Source organism: Polaribacter vadi, from assembly GCF_001761365.1.
Lineage (GTDB): Bacteria > Bacteroidota > Bacteroidia > Flavobacteriales > Flavobacteriaceae > Polaribacter > Polaribacter vadi.
The window spans coordinates 886,573-911,433 of record NZ_CP017477.1 but is presented as its reverse complement, the minus strand read 5'-3'; the positions used below and the strand labels follow the sequence as shown (position 1 = coordinate 911,433).

The following is a 24,861-nucleotide window of genomic DNA, read 5'->3' as shown; positions in this document are numbered from 1 at the left end:
ATATACCTAAATGTATGGATTTTGTGAATTTGATTGCATAAAAAAACTCTTCAGTTATCAAAAATTGAAGAGCTTTTCTATAAAAAATATGTTTGTAATTTATTTTACATCCATTAATTCAACATCGAAAATAAGTGTTGCATCTGGTGGAATTACACCTCCAGCTCCTGCAGAACCATAAGCCAAATCAGATGGAATTACAAAACGAGCTTTATCACCCACTTGTAACAATTGAATTCCTTCATCCCAACCAGAAATTACTTGACCAACACCAACATTAAAATCGATTGGTTGTTTTCTTTTGTAAGATGAATCAAAAACAGTTCCATCTAATAATTGTCCTTTATAATGTACAGAAACTCCAGCACCTTTTGTTGCTTTTTTTCCATCTCCTTTTTGTAACACTTTATAACGTAAACCGCTTGCAGTTTCATCATAACCAGCAGCAACAGAATCTAACAATTCTTTTTGTTTTGCTTTTTCTTCTGCTTCACGTTTTTCTCTTGAACCTTCAAAAGTTCTAAAAGCTTCAACAGCGTTAAATTTTTCAGCAGCATCACCAACTCTAATAATTTCGATAGATTTTAACTCATCTCCTTGTGCAACAGCATCTACAATATCTTGCCCTTCAATAACAGATCCAAAAACGGTATGTTTTCCATCTAACCAAGGAGTAGGAACGTGGGTAATGTAAAATTGACTTCCATTAGTTGCTGGTCCAGAATTAGCCATTGCTAATTTTCCTGGAGCATCATGTTTTAAATCTGGATGAAATTCATCATCAAATTTATAACCAGGATTTCCTGTTCCTGTTCCTTGTGGACAACCACCTTGAATCATAAAATCTGGAATTACTCTATGAAATTTTAATCCATTATAATAAGGAGTTCCTTGCTCTTTTACAGCATTTTCTAAATTACCTTCTGCTAAAGCAACAAAGTTACCAACAGTTCCAGGTGTTTTTTCGTGTTCTAATTGTACTAAAATATCACCTTTTGTAGTAGTGAATTTTGCGTAAATTCCGTTATTCATAATTTTTAATTTAATATTTAAAAAATAGACTTCAACAAGTTCAGTCTGGTATTTTGATTTTTAATTGTATTTAATAGTTGAAATACACTAAAATAATTTTTAATTAAAATTATTTTTTAGCATTTAAGATAGATAATCCATAAGACAATCCAATATTTACGTTTGATGAATTTACATTTCCATAAGGAGACCACATTTGTCCTCCAGAAGCATGAAAAGATAAATCGTCTGTTACATGATAATTAATACCAACAGTTGGTCTTACTAAAATTCCTTCTCCAGAATCTACACCTCCACCACCTGCAACACCACCTGCAGCTTCTACAAATAATGAAAAATTATCATTTAAAAATTTATTTGATTTTATTCCTAATCCAAAAATTCCATGAGCATAACCACCTGCACCTCCTAAATAAGCAAATGAAGCTTCACCAGCTACATAAAAACGTTTGTTAATATCGTAATTAATTTTTACTGCTAATAGTTGTAAATCATTATCAGGTTTGTCAAGAATAGCAACATCAAAATACGTTTGATTCTGAAAGCCTATTTGAACACCTTGTGTTTTTATTTGTTTGATTTTTGCTGGTGAATAAGGATCTTTTGTTCCTCCACTTAAACCATAATACTTTAAACTAAAACCAGCTGTATATGCTTCAAAAGTACCACCAACAGATCTGTGATAACCTCCATGAAGACTTACACCAATTTTTTCGGTAACTTTTACATCTGCACCTAAACTTGGATACATTGTTAAACCACCTTCAGGAAAAATTCTACCTCCTGCAGCTCCAATACCAGCTTTGGCAAATAAGTTTACATGTTTTGTTTGTACAAAGTTTTTACCAATACCAACAAAAACATCCATAAAACCAGCTCTTAAACCACCATACATAGCATCTAAATGAGCATAAGCAAATGTATTTTTTGTTAAATATCGTTGATATTCAAAACCGATTAAACTTAATGTTTGCGTAATAGGAGTTGTGTTGTTGAAGTTTCCAATTCCATCATTTCTAGTATCACCAATAGGAAAAAGAAAATCAAAAGTTATTTGTTGAACACTTTTTACAGCAGGTTTCTGCCAATATTCAACTTCGGAATTATTATTTACTTCGAATTTTTCTTGAGCATCTCTGTAAGAAGCAGCTCTAATTGTAGTTGGTATTTCTACAAAGAAAGAAATATTATCACCTTTTTGTACACCTGTAAAGAAATTTACATACCCATATTGAATACCAAAAGCAAACTGGTCTGTTTTATATTGTAAACCAGCATTTGGATACAAAATTCCACCACCATTTACCAAACTTCTAAAACCACCTCCACCACCAAAATGGATATTGGCATCAAAATATAAATTTTTATAAAGTTGTTTGTTGACTCCTAAATTAATTCCTAAAGTAAATAAACCACCTTGATCTCCATAAACAGCTCCATGAAAACCAGCACCTGTGTACAACCAATCATTTAAAGGAATATTATAATTTAAACCAAATAAACCCATGGTTGGGTCTAATTTATAGGTGCTTCCATCTCCATAAGTATAAGTTCTATCTGGTTGATCAATTAAAATATAATTTAAACGAATACTGTTTTTTAATTCTTTTCCTTCTAAATTATCTAAACTATAATTTTGAGAAAAGCTATTGAAACTTAAAAGAACAAGCAATAAAAATAGAATCTTCTTCATCATTTTATTTTTTAAATTCGCTTGTAAAATGCAATTTTACAGACGGATATTTACTCTGTGTCATTTGAATTGTAAATGCAGAATCTGCCAAAAACACTAATTGCCCTTGTTTGTCTTTTGCTAAATAACGTTGTTTAACTCTTTTAAACTCTTTAAATTCATCGTTCTTTTTATCTTCAGGTTCTACCCAACAAGCTTTGTGAACACTTAAATTTTCATAGGTACATTTTGCACCATATTCGTGTTCTAGTCTGTATTGAATAACCTCAAATTGCAAAGCACCAACAGTACCAATTACTCTTCGTCCATTCATTTCTAGGATAAATAATTGAGCAACACCTTCATCCATCAACTGATCTAAACCTTTGTATAATTGTTTAGACTTCATTGGATCTGCATTGTTTACATATCTAAAATGTTCTGGAGAAAAACTTGGAATCCCTCTAAAATTCAAATCTTCACCTTCAGTTAAAGTGTCTCCAATTTTAAAATTTCCAGTATCATGAATACCAACAATATCTCCAGGAAAAGACTCGTCAACAATTTCTTTCTTTTCAGCAAAAAATGCATTCGGACTCGAAAATTTTACTTTTTTACCATTTCTAACATGTAAATATGGCGAATTTCTTTTAAAAGTTCCAGAAACTATTTTAATAAATGCCAATCTATCTCTGTGTTTAGGATCCATATTTGCATGGATTTTAAACACAAAACCTGTCATTTTTTTCTCTTTAGAATCTACTAAACGTTCCTCAGCTTTTTTAGGTTGAGGAGAAGGAGCAATTTCAATAAAAGCTTCCAACAATTCTTTAACTCCAAAATTATTTAAAGCTGATCCAAAAAATACAGGTTGTAATTCTCCTTTTAAATATTCATCTCTATTAAAATCAGGATAAACCTCACTAATTAATTCGATTTCTTCACGTAAAGTATCTGCCGCTTTTTTACCAACAGCTTTGTCTAGTTCAGGGTTTGATAAATCATCAAACTGAACACCTTCTGAAATTGTGGTTTTGTTATCGCCAGAAAAAAGATTTAATTTCTTTTCCCAAATATTGTAAATTCCTTTAAAATCGTAACCCATTCCAATTGGGAAACTCATGGGGGTAACTCGCAAACCTAATTTTTGCTCAACTTCATCTAACAAATCAAAAGCATCTTTACCTTCTCTGTCCAATTTATTGATAAAAACCAACATTGGGATGCTTCTCATTCTACAAACTTCAACTAATTTTTCGGTTTGTGGTTCTACACCTTTTGCAACATCAATTACAACAATAACACTATCTACAGCTGTTAAAGTTCTAAAAGTATCTTCTGCAAAATCTTTGTGACCAGGTGTATCTAAAATGTTTATTTTTTTGTCTTTATAAATAAAAGCTAAGACAGAAGTTGCTACAGAAATTCCTCTTTGACGCTCAATTTCCATAAAATCGGAAGTTGCGCCTTTTTTAATTTTATTATTTTTTACAGCACCTGCTTCTTGAATGGCGCCACCAAATAATAATAATTTTTCAGTAAGTGTAGTTTTACCTGCATCTGGATGCGAAATGATTCCAAATGTTCTTCTACGTGCTATTTCTTTTAAAAAACTCATCTACAAAATTTGAGGTGCAAAGATAGGGTTTATTCTATAATTTTTGCGTTGAATTTTGCTTGAAAATAAGAGGTAATTTTTGCTGATTTTTGATGCTCATAAAGATTATAATTGATCTTTTGATGGATGCTAGAAATTCACGAATTAAAAACAAACATCAAATAATCAAAACATTTTTATTTGGAAAAATTTCTGAAAGGCAAAGTGGAAATTTACTCCAAAATTTCAACAGTGATTGGAATTTCATCCATAGGCCAATCATCTGCGCCAACTTCTACTTTAGATATTTTAGTCATAGTATCAAAACCTTCAAAAACCTCCCCAAAAACGGTATGTTGATTATCTAAATGCGGAGCTCCTTTTTTATTCTGAACCACATAAAATTCAAAAGGATTGGATAATTTATTTGGGTTATTATCCCATTCTCTTGCAGCTGCTAAAGAACCATATTTATGAATTCTGTGTTTTTTGAATTCAGGTTTTATTAAGTAATTTCCGTGTTTTGTTCTTTCTTCTACAGTTAAATAATTATCGGAATTACCTCCCTGAATTACAAAGTTTTTGGCGACTCTATAAATAACTGTTGTATTAAAATATTCATTTTTTGTAAGATAAATAAAGCTAGCTCTGTGAGCAGGAACATCTTCAAACAGACGAATTTTTATATTCCCAAATTTAGTTTTGATAATAACCTTGGTTTCTGGATTTTCTTTACCATAAGCTAATAAAAAATCTTCGGTATTAGAACTGTTTATGGTATTCCATTTTTTTTCCTCGTCAATTGCTATCGTATCTTTTTCAATGATTTTTTCACTTTTTAGATTTTCCTTTTTTGAAATCTCCTTTTTTTTTGGAGCATCATCACATTGATAAAAAAAAACACACAGAACAACAAAAGACAATCGAAATAAAAACTTCACTTTTAAAATATTTTTTATAAAACTCAAAGATAAATCATCAACATAAAAGAATAGATAAATCTAATGACTTTATAATAACTTTAAGTTTTTATTGCTGTTTGATTCCTTTATATTTGCAATTATGGAGGAATTAGTTGTTTTAGTTGATGAAAAAAATAACCAAATAGGTTTAATGCCTAAAATGGAAGCACATGAAAAAGCTGTTTTACACAGAGCATTTTCTGTGTTTGTTTTTAATGAAAAAGGAGAATTAATGTTGCAACAAAGAGCAGCATCTAAATATCATTCGCCTTTATTATGGACAAATACCTGTTGTTCTCATCAAAGAGAAGGAGAGAGTAATGTAGAAGCAGGTAGAAGACGTTTGCAAGAAGAAATGGGTTTTACAACAGATTTAAAAGAGGTTTTTTCTTTTATTTATAAAGCACCTTTTGATAATGGTTTAACTGAACACGAATTAGATTTTGTGTTAATTGGCTCTTTTGAAGACAAACCAAATATTAATAAGGAGGAAGTAGCATCTTATAAATGGATGCCTTTAAAAGATGTGAAAAAGGATATTGAAAATAATCCTGAGATTTACACTGAATGGTTTAAAATAATTTTTGATAAATCTTTTGATAAACTAACAAATGCCTAAAGTTACAGTTCATAGAAAAGCACATTTTAATGCAGCTCATAGGTTGTATAGAAAAGATTGGTCTGAAGAAAAAAACCTTGAAGTTTTTAGCAAATGTAGCAACCCTAATTTTCATGGACACAATTACGAATTGATTGTTTCTTTAACAGGAGAAATTGACAAGGAAACAGGTTATGTATATGACTTAGGTGTATTAAGTTCTTTAATTAAAGCTGAAATAGAAAACAGTTTTGATCATAAAAATTTAAATGTAGAAGTTAAAGAGTTTAAAAATTTAAATCCTACAGCAGAAAATATTGCTGTTGTTATTTATGATAAATTAAGACCTCATATTCCAACTCATTTAGATTTAAAAATCACGCTTTATGAAACTCCTAGAAACTTTGTAAGTTATGCAGGAGAATAGTGGTTTTTACTTACGAATTATATATCAATAATAAAAAATAGTTTAATTTTTTCTGTAAGAGTAGTAGCTAACAGATTTTTCTAAAAAACTGAATGTGTGGTAGCTAAAGCCATCTAAGTTTAAGTTTTTCTTGAAATTTATACTGTAGTTATTCATTTCATCAAAAAATAAACTTTCACTTTTTTCTAAATCATTAAATTTAAAAAAATAACCCATTTTATCCATTCTTGTAGAAAACACAATAGATGTTTTTATAGTACTATTGTTGTTTAAAACATGCTCTAAATTTTTCTTAGCGTATTTAAAACTTGTTTCTGGGTTTCTACCAAAAGCCTGTACAATTAATCTATCTGAATATTTAGCAATCAATTCAATTTCTTTTTGAGAATAGTAACCAACATACGCATCAATTTTTATAGAATGAGTATTATTTTTTATTAGTTTTTTTAGTTCTTTTAAATTTTCAATAAAGAAATTAAAAGAGCCTTCTCTATTACAAGGTGATGAATTTGCTTTTAAGTAATTTTCACAATAATAACCATTTTCTCCAGATGCTTTTTTAGACCAGTATTCATATTCTAAATTATAAATATCAAACTTTTCATCAGGTTTGTTTCTGGAGTTGTTATAAAGATGTATGGTATTGGTGAAAAAAGAAGCACATTCACCAGAAGCTCCAACATTTTTAATGTTAAATTCGGTTTTGGCTTTTAAAATAAATTCTGCTAAAACATTATTTTTTCTTGGATCAGATAAAGACCAAATTTTATCAACTTTATTTAAATCATATAAAATTAAAGTTTTAAAATCGTTTCTCATTGCAAAAAGAAGTAGTTTATCTTCCTTGTTTGGGCTGCCAATAATGTTGCTGAAATTATCTACGTATAAAGTTCTATCATTACTAAATATGTTGAAAACTATACATAAAAAGAATGCGAAAAGAATGGTTTTTCTCAATTGTTAATAGGATTATATAAAATATAAAAGGACAATAAAAATGTACTTATTTATGAATAAATTGCATTTTTCATGCCAAAAAAATATAATTATCAAATTGAGGAATCAGGCAATAAAAATACTAAAACTTTTAGAGTTTTGGCTTGTTTCAAAATTTAATTTAAATAAAAACCTTACAAATGTCTTTTAATAAAAATGTATATCATCTTTATCTATATTTGTCGAGTATATTCTCTATTGCAACCAATGTTTCTTAAAAAGTTGTAGTTATCAATTTAAAACTTTAGCAATCTAATTTTTTATTAAAAACTAAATATAATCTAAAAAAAAAGTTCAAGATATGTCTTGAACTTTTTTATAAAATATTTTTGGGTATTTTTTTACAGGGGTTTTCTACCAGTAATTAAATTATATAAAATACTAATAATTGCGATCACTAATAAAATATGGATTAAATTTCCTGTTGCCATTCCTGCTATCACTCCTAAAAAGCCTAACAACCAAACAACGATACAAATAACTGCGACTAACCATAATATACTTCTCATAATTTTTGTTTTTTTAGTTCGCTGTAAAAATATAGAGACTGTTAAATTTGAATTAACGCTATCCATTTAAATATTATCTTTGATGCGTAAATATTAAAAAAATATGAAAGTAATTGCAATGATTCCTGCAAGATATAGTGCTTCTCGTTTTCCAGGTAAATTAATGAAGGATTTGGGTGGCAAACCAGTAATTGTAAGAACTTACGAAGCAACGTTAAAAACCAATTTATTTGATGAAGTTTACGTAGTTACAGATTCTGATATAATTTCTGAAACCATTAAAAAAGCGAATGGAAATGTAATAATGAGCATAAAAGAACACGAATGTGGTTCTGATAGAATTGCAGAAGCCGTACAAAATATAGATGCAGATATAGTAATTAATGTTCAAGGAGATGAGCCTTTTATAGATACTGTTTCTTTAACAAAATTAGTCGCTGTTTTTAAGGCTGATGAAAAAAAAGAAATTGATTTAGCTTCTTTAAAAGTTCAAATTACAAACCAAGAAGATATTGAAAACCCTAATAATGTAAAGGTAATTACAGATATAAATAATTTGGCAATTTACTTTTCTAGAAGCGTAATTCCTTATCATAGAGACAAAGAAGTTGCAGTAAAATATTATAAACATAAGGGAGTTTATGCCTTTAGAAAACAAGCATTGTTAGATTTTTATAAAACACCAATTACGCCTTTAGAAGCAGCAGAAAAAATTGAAGCGATTCGTTATCAAGAAATTGGTAAAAAAATAAAAATGGTAGAAACAAATGTAGAAGCAGTTGGTATTGATACTCCAGAAGATTTAGAAAAAGCGATTCAACATTTAAAAAATGTATAAAAATATAAAAGTTATTGCTTTTGATGCTGATGATACTTTATGGGTAAATGAAACCTATTTTAGAGAAGCTGAAGAAGAATTTGCAGAACTACTTTCAAAATACGAAACCAAAAATAAAATAGATCAAGAACTTTTTAAAACCGAAATCAGAAATTTAAGTCAATATGGTTATGGAGTTAAAGGTTTTATATTATCGATGATTGAATGTGCTTTGGAGATTTCTAATTATCAAGTTCAACAAAAAACAATTGAAGCTATTTTAAATATTGGTAAAAACATGCTGGAAAAACCAATAGAATTATTAGATGGAATAGAGGATGTTTTAAAAAATTTACAAGGTAAATACAAATTAATTTTAGCCACAAAAGGAGATTTGTTAGATCAAGAGCGCAAATTAGAAAAATCGAACCTGCTCAAATATTTTCATCATATAGAGGTTATGAGCGATAAAAAAGAGAAAGATTATTTAAAGTTAATACAACATTTAGATATTGAGCCATCACAATTTTTAATGATTGGGAACTCTTTAAAGTCAGATGTTTTACCCTTGATAAAAATTGGAGCAGCTGCAATACATGTTCCTTTCCATACAACTTGGATGCATGAAGAAGTTTCTGAACAAGTATCTGCAAAAGCAACATATAAAACTGTTTCAAATATAAAAGATGTTATAGCGCTCTTTTAAATAAATAAACTAACTTTGCAGCAATTAAAGAATAAGAAATTATGGCAAATATTAAAAATTTAAAAAAAGATATTAATTACGTTTTAGGTGATGTTATTGAATATACTTTAGATGTATCAACCTTAAAAAACGAACAAAAAAAAGGAGACCAAATTGTAGATGAAGCTATTGAAACTTTCGATGGTTTAATTGCAAAAGTAAACGCAAAAAACGTTGAAAATAAAAAGGCTCATTACAAAGCAATTAATCAAGAATTAGAAACGAAAGCAAAAGCTTTAGTTGAAAAAGTAAATAGCTTATAAATTTAACAGTTTATAAACAAAACTTTAATACCAACATTATTTTTAATGTTGGTATTTTTTGTTATATTTGGTAAAGTAATAAAATACAGGAAATTACGTTTAGTTAGTAACATTAAATTTTTAAAAAGAATGGCTAGAGCAATGTTTGAGTACACCAAAGTAATTTTGAAAAAAGTAAGTTTTAATTCAGAATTGTTTTGTAGAGAATTAGAGAAATCTTTACAAAGATTATTGCCTTTTGAAATTCAAGAATTAACAATTTGGCTAAAACAATTTACAGCAAACAAACCAGAATTATTTGTCTGTTTCAATTTGATAAATAAGTAACATTTAGATACATAAAAAAAAGGAGCTATATTTTTAGCTCCTTTTTTTATGACTTTAATCTTTAGAATCTGGTCGTTTCTTTCGGTATTTTTTCATTAATTTTCTTGCAAATTCCATTTCTGAAATTTGTAATTTTATAATCTTTTTAGCTGATAAAACCCCTTCCATTTTATTTATAAAATTTTTTTGAGATTCATATAATTGCTTGTCTGTAAGTAATTTTAAAGCAATTAATTTTTTTGCATCAACTTCATTTAAATTGTCAATTTCTTCAATACTTTTAATTGATTTTCTTAACGAAGTTTTGTAATTAATTCGTAAATTAAATTGTTCTTTATCATACAAATTATAAATAGGCCAAAACTTTTGAGCTTCATCCGTCGTTAAACTTAACTGTTCTGTGATGTAGGAAATTTTTAAAGCCTTTATTTTATCTCTGCTTTCGTCTTTTGTTTGCGCTGTTGCAGAAAGCACGCAAAGAAGGCAAATACTTATAAAAATTATTATTTTTTTCATGATCTATATTTTTAATTCAATTCATTTAATAAAGATGGATCGTCTATTGAGTTTATATAATCTTCAATACTTTCATCTTTAAGTTCGTTAAACAAGAACTCATTTTCTTCTAATATTTCATCTTCATAAATTGTAGTAATATCAGTAGAATGAAATGTGTTAGTATCTAACCAATATTCAATATCATTATTAGAAAGTGAATCTAATGTAAGTTCATCACTGGTATTAAAAACAAAAGAATTTAAACCAATAAACAATATAATAGAAGCTGCTGCTGCAATCGGAATCAATTTAAAAACACGTTCTTTAAAAGAAATAACTTTTGTTTCTTTTTCTTCGGATGAAATTTTTAGTAAAATGTTGTTTTCTAAATCATCAAAATAATTCTCGGGAACTTTAAACGCACTTTTTTTACTGAAACTTTCTTCAGCTATTTTTGCTTGAATGCTATCTTGCAAATTATCAAAATAATTAGTTGGAGCAGAAAAACCAGTTTTTTTGCCAACTTTATTGTTGATGTAATGAACGCTATTTTTTAATTCGTTTTCCATTATTGTTTAGACCTTTAAAATGTAAAAAGGTTTAATCTGTTTTTGTTTTTATATATTTTTCAATTTTCTTAACTGCATGAAAATAAGAGGCTTTGAGTGCACCAACAGAGGTTTCTAAAATTTCTGATATTTGGTCGTATTTTAATTCCTCAAAATATTTCATGTTAAAAACAAGTTGTTGTTTTACAGGTAAAGTAGCAATTGCTTTTTGTAAAATTAGTTGAATTTCATCACCAGAAAAATGCACATCGCTTTGTAAAGTACTTGCTAATTGTTCATGATAATCTGCAATATCTACATTTCTTTCTTTGGCTCTTTTATTTATAAAAGTAATAGATTCGTTTGTGGCAATTCTGTACATCCAAGAATACAATTTACTTTCTCCGTTAAATTTTTCAATATTTCTAAAAATTTTTACGAAAGTATTTTGCAATACATCATCTGCATCATCATGTACTAGTACAATTTTACGAATATGCCAATATAAACGCTGTTTGTATTGCGTTATTAAAACCCCAAAAGCTTTGTCTCTGGTTTTAGTATTTTGTAGTTGCTGTACTAATGTAATTTCGTCTATCAAAAAACATTTTTTTAATTAGACAGAAAAATAGAAAAAAGGTTTAATTAAAAAGGCTAATTTTTTCCTCTAGTTCTAGAGTAGCCAAATAAACGTTTTTGTTTAATAGTTTCTGCAATTCCTTCTGGCAACATTTCTTCCCAACCTTTTTCACCATTCATAATCATCTTTAAAACGGTTCTAGAAAAAATATCTAAACTATCTTTATCAAAATCTTTGATGTCTACAAGTCTACCATTATTTTTAAAGTATTTGTATAACTCTTTAGTTCTTGGGTGTACTTTTAAGTTGGAACTATTTATATATTCGTCAGATTCTTGATCATGATAAGGATACATATATACTTTTAAATCTCTATGGAATAATTTACCAAATGCTTCTAAAATACCACCACTTAAATCTCTGTAGTATTTTTCATCAAAAATTTGAATTAAGTTGTAAACGCCCATGGCTAAAGCCATTCTTTCTTTGGTAAATTCACTAAAATATTCTACCAATTTAAAATATTGCTGAAAGCTTGTAATCATTACATTTTGTCCTAATGAACAAAGTAATTCTGCTCTATCTAAAAAATCTCTTTCATTAATTTTACCTTCTGCAGATAAATTACTTAAAGTAATTTCAAAAATTACTTGCGTTTTATCTTCTTTAACTTTTGCTTCATTTAAAAACATTTTTTTGGATTGTTCAAACATATCCATATTCACTTTTGTAACAGGTCTAAAACTACCACGTAAAGCTAAAATGTTCTTTTTATATAAAACTTGTGCAGGTAATAAGTTGTTTCCATCTGGACCAAACATAACTGCGTTTGTCATGCCATTTTTAAGGAGTTGTAAACTCATTAATCTGTTATCAACATACATAAAACGTGGGCCAGAGAAATTAATCATATCAATTTCTAACTGATGATTTCCTAAATTATCATAAAAAGATTTTACCAAATCTTTAGGATTATCATTTAAATAAAAAGCACCATAAATTAAGTTTACACCTAAAATACCCAATGTTTCTTGTTGTAAACGAGCATCTGTTTCTTTAAAACGTAAGTGTAAAACAATTTCATTATATCCTTCTAAAGGATCTAATTGAAAACGAATTCCAACCCAACCATGACCTTTAAATTTTCTTGCAAAATCTATCGTAGTTACTGTGTTTGCATAACTAAAAAACAATTTATCAGGATGTTTTTGTCTGCTTAACCTGTCTTCTATTAAATCAATTTCATGACGTAACATGGTTTGTAAACGAGGCTGAGTAACATAACGTTTATCCTCTTCCATTCCATAAATAGCGTCAGAAAAATCCTTATCATAAGCACTCATTGCTTTTGCAATAGTACCAGATGCAGCTCCAGATCTAAAAAAATTACGAGCCGTTTCTTGTCCAGCTCCAATTTCTGCAAAAGTTCCGTAAATGTCTGTATTTAAATTTATTCTTAATGCTTTACTTTTAGTAGTTGGTACACTACTAATTTCTTGATCTCCTCTTAAAGAAATTGCCATGTATGGATTTTTATTTTCGTAAACAAATGTACTAAATAAGAACGCTACCAGTCAATTTTTATCTTATTTTTGTTGTAATGAATACTGATAAAAAACTGTTAACGATTACTTTTTTAGGTACAGGAACCTCACAAGGCATTCCAATGATTGCTAGTAAAGATCCTGTTTGTTTGTCAGAAGATTTAAAAGACAAACGTTTACGATCTTCTATTTTAATTTCATGGGATGATGTAAACTATACCATAGATTGTGGTCCTGATTTTAGACAACAAATGTTGCGTGAAAATGTGCAGCTTATCAATGGTGTTTTTTTTACGCACGAACATTCAGATCATACAGCAGGTATAGATGATTTAAGACCTTATTGTTATCAAATAGGAGGGATGCCTATTTATTTAAATCAGAGAACTTTACATAGTTTAGAGCAGCGTTTTCAATATATATTTTCTACTGAAAATAGGTATCCAGGAGCTCCAAGTGTTTGTCCTAATGTTGTAGATAAAACCTCTTTTTATGTAGATGATTTGCAGGTAATTCCTATAGAAGTTATGCATGGAAACTTACCAGTTACAGGATACAGGTTTCAAGATTTTGCCTATTTAACAGATGTTAAAAGTATTAGCAAATCGCAAATAGAAAAGTTGAAAAATTTAGATGTTTTGGTGGTTAATGCTTTGAGAATTGAAGAACATCCAACTCATTTTAATTTGCAAGAAGCCTTAAATTTTGTAGAAGAATTGCAACCAAAAAAAGTATATTTTACACATATTAGCCATAAATTAGGTTTCCATGAGGAAGTTTCTAAAACATTACCTGAAAATGTTTTTTTAGCTTTTGATGGTTTAAAAATTACTTTATAGGTTTTTATAATTTGATATTTAGTGTATATTTGTCTACAAAGCTATTATTTACAGCTATTTACTAAAAGCTAAAAATAATTTATAGTACTACCAATCTAACAAAAAAGATATGAAAAAAAATCCCGAAGAAACTAATGAACCAGCTTCTAATCAGCAAGTTGATTCTAGAATTGCAGCAGTAAGAGACCTTATATTTGGAGAAAATATTCAAAAATATGATTCTGAAATTGCAGATGTTTACGACAAAATAAATATACTTCAAGAAAAAAATTCCAAGTCATTATCTGAAGCAATTGCCAATATCGAAAATAAATTAGCTGATTTAGAGAGTTTGGTAGATCATAAATTTCAGGATTTGAATGATGATTTAGACAAAAGATTGGCAGATTTAGATGATGAAAAAGCCGATAGAAGAAAATTAGGAAAAGCTTTAGAGAAAATTGCACAGATGTTGCAAGAATAAATGGAAAACCTACCTGTAGATCATAAAAAAGAAAATCGATTTGAGCTACTAAAAGAACTTTTATTAACAGAAGACAGAAAAGAATTTGAATCTTTAAGAAAAGAGTTTTTAAAGAAAGATGATTTCAAAAAAGAAGTAAAACCTGTTTTAGATGATAAAATTGATGATTTAAAAGATAATTTTTCCGATTATTTTGGGAATCAAGTTACGCAAGCTATAAAAGTTCAAATTAGAGAATCTCAAGACGAAGTCATAGAAGCACTTTACCCAATTATGGGTAAATTGATTCAGAAATTTATTGTCGCAGAAATAACAAAACTCTCAGGTACCATTAACAAAACCATTAACGATAAATTTTCTTTAACACATATTTTAAAAAGATTTTTTAAAGGAAAAAAAACAGATGCAGAAGATGTTTTACAATCTGTTTTTGCATCAACTATAGAAGAAGTTTTTGTGATTGAAGAAAACTCAGGTTTGTTAATTGGTAATTATTCTAGAGGTAATATTGCAGATAAAGATATGATTTCTGGAATGTTAACCGCAATTAAATCTTTTGCAGAAGATGCCTTTTCAAAACAAGGACAAGATTTAGAAGATATAAAATTTGAAACATTTCAATTATCAATGTATAACTTCAAATCTATTTACATTGCAACTGCAACTTCTGGTGTTATCACTTCCGAATTTAAAGAAGAACTAGCAGATAACTTGAACACATTAGCAGAAAAAATTTTACGAGATAGATCGTTTTTATCAGACGAAAAAAGGCTAAATGCTTTGATCGAAGAAATTTTAATTAAAGTACCAACATAAAAGGATATATAATGATTGCAAAAAAAGTACTGCTTGTTGGTAATTTTGGTGTTGGTAAAACATCCTTAATTAGGCAATTTGTGTTAAATGAATTTTCTGAAGATTATATTAGTACAATTGGTGTTCGAGTAAGTACAAAAATTGTAAATTTAAACGATGAGCAAATTAAACTTTTAATTTGGGATGTTGCAGGTACAAAAGATGATGAAAAAGTACCAAAAGCTTATTTTTTAGGAGCAAGTGCAGCCATGTATGTGTTCGATTTAAATAGAGAAGAAACGTATTTAAATTTAAAAAATCAACTGGAAACTGTTAGAGAATTATCGGGTTTAAAAGATATTTTGTTGGTTGGTAACAAAAAAGACTTGTTAACGTTGAACGAAATAAATCAAGTAAAAAAAATAGTTGAAATTCCTATAGACTTAATTACAAGTGCAAAAGAAAATGAAAATGTAGAAGATGCTTTTGCTATTCTTGCCAAACAATCTTTAAAATAAAACTTTTGACTCCAGCTAAAATTGAAAATGTTTTTTTAGAATTAACGACCAATCAGCAAGGAATTATTAAAAAAATACTTGCGGGTAAATTTGCTATTGAAGATTTTGTTGTTGAAACTTCAATTTTTGAAACCTGTCCTTTTTTATTTGGTACTTTAGAATCACTTCCAGAAAAAGAATCTTTTTTAATGGAAGGAATGATGATTAACTCTAAAGAAAATGAATATAATGTAGATTTAGAATTGTTTAAAGATGCTGATGAATTCACCATTTTAATTCATAATAGAACTAGTGTTTATAAAATTGTGAAAGAGTTAAATCAAAATAGAAATGATTTGTTTTTTATGAAAAGAGAAATTTCAGAAAAAAATAAAGAATTGGCTATTTTAAGAAAAGCATCGGACAAAGCCAATGAAGAAAAATCTCGTTTTTTGGCAATTATGAGTCATGAAGTTCGGAATCCTTTAAACACAATTTTAGGATATACAAAAATGATTGCTGAAGAAGATTTAAGCGGTAAAGTAAAAGAATATGTTAGTTATTTAGCCTTATCTGGTAAGAATTTAAAAGTGATTGTAGATGATATTTTAGATTTATCTAGAATTGAAGCTGGTAAATTAGAATTGGCTCTTGAAGAAATAAATGTAAACCAAGTTGTAAAAAGCAATTTTGTCAATTTTAAAAATCAGCATAAAAATGAGTTGATTGCTTTAGATATTTCTATGTCAGATGCCATTCCAGCAACTTTAATTGGTGATGGAGTTAGAGTGAATCAAATTTTGGCGAATTTGATGAACAATGCACTTAAATTCACCAAAAAAGGCAAGGTTTCTATACAAACAGAAATTATATCAGAAAACAAAAAAACAGCTGAAATTAGATTCAAAATTACAGATACAGGCAGAGGAATGACTGAAGAGCAAACTGTAAAGATTTTTGAAGAATATAGGCAAACTGAGTTGGATGATAATCGAGTTTTTGGTGGTGCAGGTTTGGGTTTATCCATCGTAAAACGTTTGGTGAGTGCTATGAACGGTTCCATAACTGTAGCAAGCGAATTAAATGTTGGTTCTACTTTTTCTGTGGAAATTCCGTTTAAAAAAGCTTTGAAAACTGCTAAGAAACCACTTGTAGAAAACGAAAAATTAACCTTACAAAGTTTAAAAGGAAAACGAATTTTATTGGCAGATGATGATTTGTTGAATCAGAAAATAACAGCACATATTTTAAATAAAGAAGATGTTATAATAACCGTTGTAAAAAATGGTTTAGAAGCTTTAGAAATATTGAATACACAAGATTTTGATGTTGCTCTTTTAGATATTAATATGCCAGAAATTACTGGAGATACATTAATTCAGCAAAAAGCTACTTTTAAAAAAAATAATAAAATTCCTTTTTTAGCGTTAACAGGAAATGCCACTCAAGAACACAAAGAAAATTATTTAAATTTAGGTTTTACAGATGTAATTTTTAAACCTTATAAGTTTGATGAGTTGATTGGAAAGATTGAAAGGTGTTTTTAGGTTATTTTGCTGAAGTTTTTGTGTGAAATTCATTTTGCATAGTGTTGTTATTCGTTTATTTCTCAAATTCATTGATTAACAGTTTATCTAGGTTTCTCCAAAAGATAACAGAATAGCCTGTATCTTTTTGATGTGGTTTACTTTTTGTTGTTATCAACTCAAACCATTCATCTTTTGGCTTGTATTTAGTAGTAATTTCGCCCAACATGAATTGCTTTTTTTCGTTTTCGAAAGTCCTAACTTTTAATTTAGATAGTTTGTTGGTGTCTATTTTACCTTTTGAGAGAAGTCCATTTTTAATCGGTAATTCTTTTTCAAACCAATCAAGTAGCTCACAAACTGAGAATCTCCCACCTTTGTCTTGATGAATACCAATTACTCTGAATAAGGCTTTTTTCTCTAATTTGCTTTTATAGCTAAATATATCGCCAATATTGAATATTGATTCTTCTCGATAAATTTTTGGAATTCTTTTTTCTTTAGGTTGTTCAGTTAAAAGTTGTTGTTTGAGTTTTGTAATCGCAACTTTTCTTTTCTTAAGGTTTTTAGGGTCTTCTTTCCATCTTTCCAAATCAGATCCAAACTCAATAATTTCAAGAGTTTTTTTCAGAACTATATCAATTAGACGTCCAGTTTTCCATTGAGTGTCTGCAAGCGCAAACCAAAATACAGAGCTCTCATCGCTGTCATTTATTGAATCTTGATGTTCCTTTATAAGTGCAGATGTAGCTTGTTCTGAATCGAAACCATCACCAATTAATTCTTTAAAGTCATTTCTGATGTCACAGGCTAAATCATCAGAAAATATTGCTGGACCCCAAGTTCCCATTTTTCTTTTTTCTAATTAATCTAACAATAAGTATTACAATAATAATTGGAACTAAAATTAATAATAATTGCCATAATAAAATTTTCATAAATAAATAGTTAGTGTTTTTTTTTAATATAAGTTATACAACTTCGAAATTAAGATATTTAAATCAAAAAACAACTGTGTTTTTACATAGTTTTAAAGTCGTTCCTCAATCCACTTTTTAAAACTATAAAAATTCTGCGGAGCAACTCCATGACCAACATTGTATTCAGAATATACATTTTGTAAACCTAAATTATCTAAAAAAGGTTTGCTTTTTCTTGCCCAATCTACAGGTAAAACTTGGTCTACAGAACCATGAGAACAATAATAATCGGTTTTGATGTCTTTAGAGATAGTTTTAGGAATCATTTCATCATTTATATAACCACTCAAAGCAATTACATGTTGTACCTTATTTGGATACATAAAACTTAAAGAGTAGCTTAAAATGGCACCTTGGCTAAATCCTAATAAGAAAGTTTTATCAGCATTTGTGTTGTATTTTGCTTTTATTTCATCAATAAAAATGGCAATTTTATCCAAAGATTCTCTGGCTTGTTTTAAGTCAGAAAACTTACCTTTTACATCATCAAAATTAATCGCATACCAAGCATAACCTCCATAACCCATTTCGTGAGGTGCTTGCGCACTTATAATAAGTAGTTCTTCTGGTAATTCTTCAGCAAAAGAAAATAAATCTTCTTTATTGCTTCCATAACCATGTAATAAAATTAATAATGGCGGATTTTCAGAAACTTTCGTTGGTTGTCTAACAATATATTCTAAACTCATACATGCTTTTTTATGATGTCTACTTTTGAAAATTAAAACGTAATAAATTCAAAATAGCAACTTTAATGAATCCCTCTTTTCAGCAGGACTTTGTATTAAAAATTTATTAAAATTGGTTTTTTTTGAAATTTATCCTAAATTCCTTGAAACCCTTTTTGAAAATATTCACCAATATATGGTATTAGTTTTTCTTCACCTTTAAATGCGCCAAACAAAGAAATAAACCAACAAATAAATAGTAAAACACCAACAATTAAACCAGCAGTTCTTCCTAAAAGCTCATAAATTAAAACGCCATTTAAAAACTGCGCTAAATTTAAACCAATCATTTGTCTTATGTAAAAGCTTGTAAACGAGTTTTTTTTATTCAGATTCATTATAAAAGCAATCACCAAACCTACAATCCATAAATGGCTAATGATGGCAGCGATTTTTCCTTCGTTTACAGTTTCTTCGTTGTTTATGTCTATTCTTTCCATTTTGTATTATTTTAAAATTAATTGATTGTTTGCAAAAATTCCATAAACATTTCCTTTTAGTTTTTTGTTGATAAAAGGGCTGTTTTTAGAAGTCGATAAAATATGTTCTTTTGTAAAAGTTACATCGCTATTTGGGTCAAATAAAGTTACATCAGCAATGTTTCCTTCTTTTATAGAATAATTTTCAATCCCAAAAATTTCTTTTGGTTTTGTTGTGATACAGTTGATAAAATCTTCTAAATCTAAAACCGAATTTAAAGCACCAAAAACAGTTTCTAAACCAATCACACCATCTTTTGCTTCGCTAAATTCTACTTTTTTATGTTCAATATCAATAGGATTATGATCGGAAGTTATGATGTCTATCACCCCAGATTTGACTCCTTTTTGTAAAACTTTAATATCGTCTTTAGTTCTTAAAGGCGGATTCGTTTTAAAGTTACTATCAAAACCATGCAACTCATTATCTGTCAAAACCAAGTGATGTGCAGCAACACTACAAGTAACTTTCAGTCCTTTTTTCTTGGCATCTTTAATCAGTTCAACCGATTTTGCAGATGAAATTGTTGGTATGTGTAATTTTCCACCTGTATATTCTAACAAAAATATATCTCTAGCAATTTGAATATGTTCAGCCAAAGCAGGAATTCCTTTCAACCCTAATTTAGTGCTGTTAATGCCTTCGTTTGCAATTCCTTCTCCAGCAATTTTGTTGTTTTTTGGGAAACTCAATACCAAACCATCAAAATTTTGAGCGTACAAAAGTGCAACTTTCATTAAGTTGTCATTCTCAATAGGTTTGTTGTAATCGCCAAAAGCTACAGCTCCAGATTGTTGCATGTCATACAGTTCAGCCATGTCAACACCTTCACTATTTATGGTTAAAGCAGCAATTGGGTATAGTTTTACAGCAGAATTTTGAGCCTTGTTAATTAAAAACTCAACATCAGATTTCGAGTCGATAATAGGATTTGTGTTCGAATTTACAGCAATTGTAGTAAAGCCACTTTTTGCGGCAACTTGCAAGCCATTTTTAATGGTTTCTCGTTCTTCAAAACCAGGTTCACCTAAAGAAACACTGGTGTCAAACCATCCACAAGAAACGTGTAAATTATCAACGTTTACAACTGTATAGTTCTTTTTTTGCTGAATTGAATCTTCAATTTTTTCAATTTTCCCATCACTAATTAAAATATCTTTTTTTTGTTGATGATAAGGACTTGATGCATCTATAATCGTTGCATTTTTAAGAAGCGTACTCATACTCATGGTTTATAGAATTTTAAAATCAAAATTTCTAATAACAAAGATACAATTGCCAAGGCTAAAAACCATTTCCAAAGCCAATGAACTTCATTTTTATTATTTAGGTTGATAAAAAAATCTTCAATAGAAGAAGAAAAATTTATTTCTGGATTGATGTCTTTTAGAGTATTGATATCTAAAAATTGTAGTAAACTTTCCTCTTTAGGATTGTTAAAAGCGATGGTTTGTAGCGTATCTTTTTTTCTGATGATGTAATAAAACCCTGCATCAGTAGGGTTGTCATTTGTAGTAATCGTTACTTTATTTTGATAGGTTTGTTGTGGAGGAATAAATGATGAATTTGAGTTTACAATTGATAAAATCTCATCTTTTTCAATTTCAGTTTCAACATCAATCACATTTTCAGCATCTAAATAATAGAATAATTTAGAGTGTTGAAAGCTTAATTTTCCGAAATTATAAAAAACAGGCACAATTAAAGGTGAATTTAAGAAGTTACTATTTTCTTTGGATAACGAACTCGAAACCCAAAAGATGTTGCCATTAGTGTTGTTAATTTGACTTATAAATCCTGTATTGTTTTCAAAAGAGATAATTTTACTGCTATTTTTAGCTTGAATAGGGTAGTGGCTTTTTACAATCGGATATTGAAAATTAGTTACTTTTTTAGAAAATACATTTTTAAATAAAGGATGATTAAAGTTGATATTTGTAATTTTTAAAGTATCAGAAATCTTTGATTGTATTTTTGTATTGGCAACAGAATTCAAAAATAAATTATATGATTGTAACTCAATTTTTGAATTTGGAATGATGACAATTGTGCCTCCTTTTTTTGAAAAATCTAAGAGGCTTTTTGATAAACTTTCAGGAATATTTTCTAACTCATTTAAGAGGACAATTTGTTGTTTTGGAATGCTGTTATAATTTACATTTTGAGTCGTAGATTCTGTGAAATTAAATTCGTCTTTCGTGTAAATTTTAGATAAGAAATCAGCATTGTTTCCAATGCTTAAAACATTCACTTTTTTGGTTGAATTTAAACTGAAATAAAAAGTGTTGTCAAAAGAAAAAGTGTCGCTAAAAGTAAGTGTAATTTTTCCTAAAAATTTTGCTTGATTTTGTATGGTGAATAAAATAGTTTTAGTTGAGTTTTTATCAATAGAGAAGGACTGTTTGCTAATCAGTTTTTCGTTATTAAAAATAGCAATTGGAATGTTGTCTTTTGCTTCACCTTGGTTTTTTATAAGAATATTTATTGTCAGGTTTTCGGTATTTGTGTTGTTGATAAAAACGCTGCCAATAGAAATATTGTTTTTCTTGGTAGCTTCTAGTTTTATACCCGAAAAAACAGGTGTTACATTTGTAAACTCACTATTGTAAGTAATCTGAAAATCAGATATTAATATGTTTTTATGTAAAGTGTTTGTTTTAGTTTTGTTGCTATTGTTTATTTTTAATAAAACTGTACTTAAATCTACTTTTTGAGCCGTGTTTTTAATATTTAGAAGGGTTTTTTTAAGTTCTTCAAAAGTAATATCCGAAGAAAAATTAGTATTCGTTTGTAAAGAATACAAATCTTTTTTAGAAGCATTCTCTATAATTTCTTGCGCTGCAATTTGAAGTAAATTTCCTTTTTCTCCAGTGGCATTTGTGCTTAAAGAATTGTCTAAATAAATAAAAGTATGCTGTTTTTCTTCTGTAGTTTTATCACTAAAATAAGGTTGAGAAAATGCAAAAAGTATCGCTGTAAATAATAGCATTCTAGTGGCTAGAATTAAACATTTTTTTATGCGTGAACTCTTACGAGTTTGTTGCACTAATTTCTTTAAAAAAGCAACATTGGTAAAGGGTACTTTTACAAATTTTTGCAACTGAAAAAGATGTATAATTATAGGGATAATTAACAGTGCTAAAAAGTATAAAACTTCAGGATTTTTAAATTGCATTTAGTCGTTGAATTAGTATTTAGCAGCGCCAATATTTTCTGAACTTTTTTTGATAAAAATTCGTAAATCTTCGTTCGATTTTTCCAAATCTTCTTTTCGTAAATACATCATATGTCCACTTCTATATCCTTTAAAAAACATTCTGTTTTTCATGATGTCTGAATTAAAAGACTAAATTATCACAAATAAAATTAATATTAATACGTTGTTAATTTCTAATTAAAACTTTTCGAAAACCCCCAATCCGAAAAGTGCAAAATCGTATTTTACAGGATCTTTTTTATCAAGATTTCTCAAACTTTTGTCCAATTCAGCTAATGCTTTCCAATCGTTTTGTTTTCTTGTAAGTATTTTTAATTTGCGAGCAACATTGCCTGAATGCACATCTAAAGGACAAGATAAGAATGCAGGATTATGTGTTTGCCAAATCCCAAAATCTACGCCAGCTTTATCATTTCTAACCATCCATCGTAAAAACATATTAATACGTTTTGCAGCCGAGTTTTTTAAAGGATCTGAAACGTGTTTTTGTGTTCTTTGTTGATGATCAACTTCAAAAAATAATTTTTTAAAGTTATGAATAGCAGTTTGGTAGTTTTTTGTACCATCTTTAATTCGTAACGCATTTTCTAAACCTTGATGATTTTTGTAAATATGTTGTAGCGATTTTATAAACTGTTTAAAATCAATTGAATTAAAGGTTCTGTGTACAAAACTATCAAAAGAATCTAAATCTTTTTCTTGATGATTGATGATAAAATCGTGAGGAGAATTGTCCAACAATTCCATCATTTTATAAGAATTTTTAATAATCATAGTTCTGTTTCCCCAAGAAATTGTCGCAGCTAAAAAAGCGGCAATTTCTATATCTTCTTTTTTCGAAAATAAATGCGGAATTTGAATAGGATCAGATTCAATGAATTTTGGATTGTTATATAAAGTAACTTTCTCGTCTAAAAATTCTTTGAGTTCGGCTTTTTTCATCTTAAGATTCAGGAATAAAACTTAGAAGAATAAAAAAGCAATTATAAGAACCATGCAATAAAATAGACCATTGCAAGCCAAAACGAACTCTTATATATCCAAAATAACCACCAACTAATAACTGTGGTAAGACTAAAATTGGCGATAATAAAAGTACACTTGTAGTAAAATCAAAATTGGTAATATGTACAAAACCAAAAAGAAGCGTAAGTACATAAAAACCTATTTTAAAAGATTTTGGTGTTTTAAAAGTAGTAATTGGTCCTCTGAAAATTACTTCTTCAATAGTTGGTACAATAATAGCACCAGTAAGAATAATCAATAATTTATTCATGCCAGCAAACATTTCTTCAACTTTATGATTCTCCATATTTATCCAATTCATTTCTTCGAAAAGCGCAAAGATTGGAGTGATAATAATACCCGTTAAAATGCTGATAAAAAGAATGTGAAAAAATATCTTAAAACGATAGTTTAAGTCTTTATTGTTGTCTTTTTCTAATATTGGATTTTTAAGATAGTTGATAAGGTTTAGAAACGTTTCTTTCATTTTTATGTTTACCAATAAGTAGTAAAAAAAAGGTTATTGTTACAATATCTAAATAATTTTACCATCTTTCATGGTCAATTTTCTATCAGCCATATTTGCAAGGGTTTCATTATGAGTTACTAAAACAAAGGTTTGGCCAAATTGATCACGTAATTTAAAAAATAATTCGTGTAAGTTTTTAGCAGATTCGCTATCTAAATTTCCACTTGGTTCATCTGCTAAAATAACTGAAGGATTGTTAATTAAAGCTCTTGCAACTGCAACTCTTTGTTGTTCTCCACCAGAAAGTTCGTTTGGTTTGTGGTGAATTCTGTGAGATAATCCTAAAAATTCTAGTAATTCTTTGGCTCTTTTTTCAGCTTCTTTTTTAGATTTTTTACCTATGAAAGCTGGAATGCATACATTTTCTAATGCAGAAAATTCTGGTAATAATTGATGAAATTGAAATATAAAACCAATATGATTGTTTCTAAATTCGGAAAGTTGCTTGTCAGAAAGATTTTTTAATGAAATATCATTGATTGATAATTCAAAATCTTCTTCTTTAATAGGCTTATCTAAAGTGCCTAAAATTTGTAATAAAGTTGTTTTACCTGCTCCAGAAGGACCAACAATAGCAACAATTTCACCCTTTTTTATTTCTAAATCTAATCCTTTTAAAACTTCAACATCACCATAATATTTATGGATATTTTTTGTTACAATCATAGTTTTTATATCTATGTACGA

29 protein-coding genes and 1 pseudogene are annotated in these 24,861 nt (G+C 28.5%); 11 read left to right on the top strand and 19 right to left on the bottom strand.

Annotation, left to right across the window (positions count from 1 at the left end; genetic code table 11):
* Positions 1 to 99: 99 nt before the first annotated feature.
* The 4 genes from LPB03_RS04135 to LPB03_RS04120 form a co-directional block, all read right to left on the bottom strand.
* Positions 100 to 1,032 carry a peptidylprolyl isomerase gene (locus tag LPB03_RS04135; protein ID WP_065319140.1) on the bottom strand — a complete coding sequence of 311 codons (933 nt, stop codon included), beginning with the start codon at positions 1,030 to 1,032 and terminating at the stop codon, positions 100 to 102.
* 109 nt (positions 1,033 to 1,141) lie between these two features.
* Complete coding sequence (locus LPB03_RS04130; RefSeq protein WP_065319383.1) at positions 1,142 to 2,725, bottom strand: hypothetical protein; 1,584 nt, start codon at positions 2,723 to 2,725, stop codon at positions 1,142 to 1,144.
* 4 nt (positions 2,726 to 2,729) lie between these two features.
* Complete coding sequence (locus tag LPB03_RS04125) at positions 2,730 to 4,322, bottom strand: peptide chain release factor 3 (RefSeq protein WP_065319141.1); 1,593 nt, start codon at positions 4,320 to 4,322, stop codon at positions 2,730 to 2,732.
* Between the two features lie 212 nt (positions 4,323 to 4,534).
* On the bottom strand, positions 4,535 to 5,242 hold the full coding sequence (locus LPB03_RS04120) for a peptidylprolyl isomerase (RefSeq protein ID WP_065319384.1): 708 nt from the start codon (positions 5,240 to 5,242) through the stop codon (positions 4,535 to 4,537).
* 121 nt (positions 5,243 to 5,363) lie between these two features.
* Here LPB03_RS04120 and idi point away from each other — a divergent pair, with 121 nt between their 5' ends.
* Positions 5,364 to 5,882 (top strand): isopentenyl-diphosphate Delta-isomerase, encoded by a 519-nt coding sequence (idi, locus tag LPB03_RS04115; protein WP_065319142.1) that lies wholly within the window; start codon positions 5,364 to 5,366, stop codon positions 5,880 to 5,882.
* A complete protein-coding gene (locus LPB03_RS04110; protein WP_065319143.1) occupies positions 5,875 to 6,288 on the top strand; it encodes a 6-pyruvoyl trahydropterin synthase family protein in 414 nt (137 codons plus the stop codon). The genes idi and LPB03_RS04110 overlap by 8 nt, the downstream gene beginning before the upstream one ends.
* A gap of 42 nt (positions 6,289 to 6,330) precedes the next feature.
* On the opposite strand, the gene LPB03_RS04105 is transcribed toward LPB03_RS04110, so the two are convergent.
* On the bottom strand, positions 6,331 to 7,245 hold the full coding sequence (locus LPB03_RS04105) for a hypothetical protein (RefSeq protein ID WP_139058952.1): 915 nt from the start codon (positions 7,243 to 7,245) through the stop codon (positions 6,331 to 6,333).
* Between the two features lie 380 nt (positions 7,246 to 7,625).
* Positions 7,626 to 7,793, bottom strand: a complete 168-nt coding sequence (locus tag LPB03_RS04100; RefSeq protein WP_026777453.1) for a lmo0937 family membrane protein — start codon at positions 7,791 to 7,793, stop codon at positions 7,626 to 7,628.
* Positions 7,794 to 7,896: 103 nt separating this feature from the next.
* Between LPB03_RS04100 and kdsB the strand changes: the two genes are divergently transcribed.
* The 4 genes from kdsB (at position 7,897) to LPB03_RS04080 (ending at position 9,945) form a co-directional block, all read left to right on the top strand.
* Positions 7,897 to 8,631 carry a 3-deoxy-manno-octulosonate cytidylyltransferase gene (gene kdsB / locus LPB03_RS04095; protein ID WP_065319146.1) on the top strand — a complete coding sequence of 245 codons (735 nt, stop codon included), beginning with the start codon at positions 7,897 to 7,899 and terminating at the stop codon, positions 8,629 to 8,631.
* A complete protein-coding gene (locus tag LPB03_RS04090) occupies positions 8,624 to 9,316 on the top strand; it encodes an HAD family hydrolase (RefSeq protein ID WP_065319147.1) in 693 nt (230 codons plus the stop codon). Before kdsB ends, LPB03_RS04090 begins: the two co-directional genes overlap by 8 nt.
* 41 nt (positions 9,317 to 9,357) lie before the next feature.
* Positions 9,358 to 9,618 carry a hypothetical protein gene (locus LPB03_RS04085; RefSeq protein WP_026777456.1) on the top strand — a complete coding sequence of 87 codons (261 nt, stop codon included), beginning with the start codon at positions 9,358 to 9,360 and terminating at the stop codon, positions 9,616 to 9,618.
* A 129-nt stretch (positions 9,619 to 9,747) separates the two neighbouring features.
* The gene (locus LPB03_RS04080; protein WP_065319385.1) at positions 9,748 to 9,945 is read left to right on the top strand and encodes a hypothetical protein; all 198 of its coding nucleotides are present in this window, start codon (positions 9,748 to 9,750) and stop codon (positions 9,943 to 9,945) included.
* A 54-nt stretch (positions 9,946 to 9,999) separates the two neighbouring features.
* Here LPB03_RS04080 and LPB03_RS04075 read toward each other — a convergent pair whose 3' ends face one another.
* Genes LPB03_RS04075 through LPB03_RS04060 form a run of 4 tightly spaced genes read right to left on the bottom strand, consistent with a single transcriptional unit; the run spans position 10,000 to position 13,094 of the window.
* Complete coding sequence (locus tag LPB03_RS04075) at positions 10,000 to 10,461, bottom strand: hypothetical protein (RefSeq protein WP_065319148.1); 462 nt, start codon at positions 10,459 to 10,461, stop codon at positions 10,000 to 10,002.
* Positions 10,462 to 10,472: 11 nt separating this feature from the next.
* Positions 10,473 to 11,012, bottom strand: coding sequence for a hypothetical protein (locus tag LPB03_RS04070; RefSeq protein ID WP_065319149.1), 540 nt, complete (start codon positions 11,010 to 11,012; stop codon positions 10,473 to 10,475).
* 31 nt (positions 11,013 to 11,043) lie between these two features.
* Positions 11,044 to 11,592, bottom strand: a complete 549-nt coding sequence (locus LPB03_RS04065) for an RNA polymerase sigma factor (protein WP_065319150.1) — start codon at positions 11,590 to 11,592, stop codon at positions 11,044 to 11,046.
* Between the two features lie 53 nt (positions 11,593 to 11,645).
* On the bottom strand, positions 11,646 to 13,094 hold the full coding sequence (locus LPB03_RS04060; RefSeq protein WP_065319151.1) for a nicotinate-nucleotide adenylyltransferase: 1,449 nt from the start codon (positions 13,092 to 13,094) through the stop codon (positions 11,646 to 11,648).
* A gap of 77 nt (positions 13,095 to 13,171) precedes the next feature.
* Here LPB03_RS04060 and LPB03_RS04055 point away from each other — a divergent pair, with 77 nt between their 5' ends.
* From LPB03_RS04055 to LPB03_RS04035, 5 genes are all read left to right on the top strand, one after another.
* Positions 13,172 to 13,954, top strand: coding sequence for an MBL fold metallo-hydrolase (locus LPB03_RS04055; RefSeq protein WP_065319152.1), 783 nt, complete (start codon positions 13,172 to 13,174; stop codon positions 13,952 to 13,954).
* Between the two features lie 109 nt (positions 13,955 to 14,063).
* Positions 14,064 to 14,417, top strand: a complete 354-nt coding sequence (locus LPB03_RS04050) for a hypothetical protein (RefSeq protein ID WP_065319153.1) — start codon at positions 14,064 to 14,066, stop codon at positions 14,415 to 14,417.
* Positions 14,418 to 15,233: a hypothetical protein gene (locus LPB03_RS04045; RefSeq protein ID WP_065319154.1), complete on the top strand. Its 816-nt coding sequence runs from the start codon at positions 14,418 to 14,420 to the stop codon at positions 15,231 to 15,233. It begins immediately after the preceding gene.
* Positions 15,234 to 15,244: 11 nt separating this feature from the next.
* Positions 15,245 to 15,730, top strand: coding sequence for a Rab family GTPase (locus LPB03_RS04040; RefSeq protein ID WP_065319155.1), 486 nt, complete (start codon positions 15,245 to 15,247; stop codon positions 15,728 to 15,730).
* Positions 15,731 to 15,735: 5 nt separating this feature from the next.
* A complete protein-coding gene (locus LPB03_RS04035; protein WP_065319156.1) occupies positions 15,736 to 17,256 on the top strand; it encodes an ATP-binding protein in 1,521 nt (506 codons plus the stop codon).
* Between the two features lie 55 nt (positions 17,257 to 17,311).
* On the opposite strand, the gene LPB03_RS04030 is transcribed toward LPB03_RS04035, so the two are convergent.
* From LPB03_RS04030 to LPB03_RS03995, 9 genes and pseudogenes are all read right to left on the bottom strand, one after another.
* Complete coding sequence (locus LPB03_RS04030) at positions 17,312 to 18,085, bottom strand: hypothetical protein (protein WP_065319157.1); 774 nt, start codon at positions 18,083 to 18,085, stop codon at positions 17,312 to 17,314.
* A gap of 180 nt (positions 18,086 to 18,265) precedes the next feature.
* Positions 18,266 to 18,904 carry an alpha/beta hydrolase gene (locus tag LPB03_RS04025; RefSeq protein ID WP_065319158.1) on the bottom strand — a complete coding sequence of 213 codons (639 nt, stop codon included), beginning with the start codon at positions 18,902 to 18,904 and terminating at the stop codon, positions 18,266 to 18,268.
* Between the two features lie 134 nt (positions 18,905 to 19,038).
* Positions 19,039 to 19,383, bottom strand: coding sequence for a hypothetical protein (locus tag LPB03_RS04020; RefSeq protein ID WP_065319159.1), 345 nt, complete (start codon positions 19,381 to 19,383; stop codon positions 19,039 to 19,041).
* 6 nt (positions 19,384 to 19,389) lie between these two features.
* Positions 19,390 to 20,646 carry a dihydroorotase gene (locus LPB03_RS04015; RefSeq protein WP_065319386.1) on the bottom strand — a complete coding sequence of 419 codons (1,257 nt, stop codon included), beginning with the start codon at positions 20,644 to 20,646 and terminating at the stop codon, positions 19,390 to 19,392.
* Positions 20,647 to 20,648: 2 nt separating this feature from the next.
* Positions 20,649 to 22,598: a BatA domain-containing protein gene (locus tag LPB03_RS04010; protein WP_065319160.1), complete on the bottom strand. Its 1,950-nt coding sequence runs from the start codon at positions 22,596 to 22,598 to the stop codon at positions 20,649 to 20,651.
* A gap of 12 nt (positions 22,599 to 22,610) precedes the next feature.
* Positions 22,611 to 22,751, bottom strand: a pseudogene (locus LPB03_RS16585) (hypothetical protein); the annotation flags it as partial.
* Positions 22,752 to 22,817: 66 nt separating this feature from the next.
* Positions 22,818 to 23,582 carry a TIGR02757 family protein gene (locus LPB03_RS04005; protein WP_065319161.1) on the bottom strand — a complete coding sequence of 255 codons (765 nt, stop codon included), beginning with the start codon at positions 23,580 to 23,582 and terminating at the stop codon, positions 22,818 to 22,820.
* Between the two features lies 1 nt (position 23,583).
* Positions 23,584 to 24,132 carry a CPBP family intramembrane glutamic endopeptidase gene (locus LPB03_RS04000; protein WP_065319162.1) on the bottom strand — a complete coding sequence of 183 codons (549 nt, stop codon included), beginning with the start codon at positions 24,130 to 24,132 and terminating at the stop codon, positions 23,584 to 23,586.
* A 48-nt stretch (positions 24,133 to 24,180) separates the two neighbouring features.
* A complete protein-coding gene (locus LPB03_RS03995; RefSeq protein ID WP_065319163.1) occupies positions 24,181 to 24,840 on the bottom strand; it encodes an ABC transporter ATP-binding protein in 660 nt (219 codons plus the stop codon).
* Positions 24,841 to 24,861 lie beyond the last annotated feature (21 nt).

What these genes read in the sequence shown, in the direction of transcription:
- LPB03_RS04135 (WP_065319140.1), bottom strand. Translation starts at nt 1,032, where the DNA reads ATGAATAACGGAATTTACGCAAAATTCACTACTACAAAAGGTGATATT.
- LPB03_RS04130 (WP_065319383.1), bottom strand. Translation starts at nt 2,725, where the DNA reads ATGAAGAAGATTCTATTTTTATTGCTTGTTCTTTTAAGTTTCAATAGC.
- LPB03_RS04125 (WP_065319141.1), bottom strand. Translation starts at nt 4,322, where the DNA reads ATGAGTTTTTTAAAAGAAATAGCACGTAGAAGAACATTTGGAATCATT.
- idi (WP_065319142.1), top strand. Translation starts at nt 5,364, where the DNA reads ATGGAGGAATTAGTTGTTTTAGTTGATGAAAAAAATAACCAAATAGGT.
- LPB03_RS04110 (WP_065319143.1), top strand. Translation starts at nt 5,875, where the DNA reads ATGCCTAAAGTTACAGTTCATAGAAAAGCACATTTTAATGCAGCTCAT.
- LPB03_RS04100 (WP_026777453.1), bottom strand. Translation starts at nt 7,793, where the DNA reads ATGAGAAGTATATTATGGTTAGTCGCAGTTATTTGTATCGTTGTTTGG.
- kdsB (WP_065319146.1), top strand. Translation starts at nt 7,897, where the DNA reads ATGAAAGTAATTGCAATGATTCCTGCAAGATATAGTGCTTCTCGTTTT.
- LPB03_RS04090 (WP_065319147.1), top strand. Translation starts at nt 8,624, where the DNA reads ATGTATAAAAATATAAAAGTTATTGCTTTTGATGCTGATGATACTTTA.
- LPB03_RS04085 (WP_026777456.1), top strand. Translation starts at nt 9,358, where the DNA reads ATGGCAAATATTAAAAATTTAAAAAAAGATATTAATTACGTTTTAGGT.
- LPB03_RS04080 (WP_065319385.1), top strand. Translation starts at nt 9,748, where the DNA reads ATGGCTAGAGCAATGTTTGAGTACACCAAAGTAATTTTGAAAAAAGTA.
- LPB03_RS04075 (WP_065319148.1), bottom strand. Translation starts at nt 10,461, where the DNA reads ATGAAAAAAATAATAATTTTTATAAGTATTTGCCTTCTTTGCGTGCTT.
- LPB03_RS04070 (WP_065319149.1), bottom strand. Translation starts at nt 11,012, where the DNA reads ATGGAAAACGAATTAAAAAATAGCGTTCATTACATCAACAATAAAGTT.
- LPB03_RS04060 (WP_065319151.1), bottom strand. Translation starts at nt 13,094, where the DNA reads ATGGCAATTTCTTTAAGAGGAGATCAAGAAATTAGTAGTGTACCAACT.
- LPB03_RS04055 (WP_065319152.1), top strand. Translation starts at nt 13,172, where the DNA reads ATGAATACTGATAAAAAACTGTTAACGATTACTTTTTTAGGTACAGGA.
- LPB03_RS04050 (WP_065319153.1), top strand. Translation starts at nt 14,064, where the DNA reads ATGAAAAAAAATCCCGAAGAAACTAATGAACCAGCTTCTAATCAGCAA.
- LPB03_RS04045 (WP_065319154.1), top strand. Translation starts at nt 14,418, where the DNA reads ATGGAAAACCTACCTGTAGATCATAAAAAAGAAAATCGATTTGAGCTA.
- LPB03_RS04040 (WP_065319155.1), top strand. Translation starts at nt 15,245, where the DNA reads ATGATTGCAAAAAAAGTACTGCTTGTTGGTAATTTTGGTGTTGGTAAA.
- LPB03_RS04030 (WP_065319157.1), bottom strand. Translation starts at nt 18,085, where the DNA reads ATGGGAACTTGGGGTCCAGCAATATTTTCTGATGATTTAGCCTGTGAC.
- LPB03_RS04025 (WP_065319158.1), bottom strand. Translation starts at nt 18,904, where the DNA reads ATGAGTTTAGAATATATTGTTAGACAACCAACGAAAGTTTCTGAAAAT.
- LPB03_RS04020 (WP_065319159.1), bottom strand. Translation starts at nt 19,383, where the DNA reads ATGGAAAGAATAGACATAAACAACGAAGAAACTGTAAACGAAGGAAAA.
- LPB03_RS04015 (WP_065319386.1), bottom strand. Translation starts at nt 20,646, where the DNA reads ATGAGTACGCTTCTTAAAAATGCAACGATTATAGATGCATCAAGTCCT.
- LPB03_RS04010 (WP_065319160.1), bottom strand. Translation starts at nt 22,598, where the DNA reads ATGCAATTTAAAAATCCTGAAGTTTTATACTTTTTAGCACTGTTAATT.
- LPB03_RS04005 (WP_065319161.1), bottom strand. Translation starts at nt 23,582, where the DNA reads ATGAAAAAAGCCGAACTCAAAGAATTTTTAGACGAGAAAGTTACTTTA.
- LPB03_RS04000 (WP_065319162.1), bottom strand. Translation starts at nt 24,132, where the DNA reads ATGAAAGAAACGTTTCTAAACCTTATCAACTATCTTAAAAATCCAATA.
- LPB03_RS03995 (WP_065319163.1), bottom strand. Translation starts at nt 24,840, where the DNA reads ATGATTGTAACAAAAAATATCCATAAATATTATGGTGATGTTGAAGTT.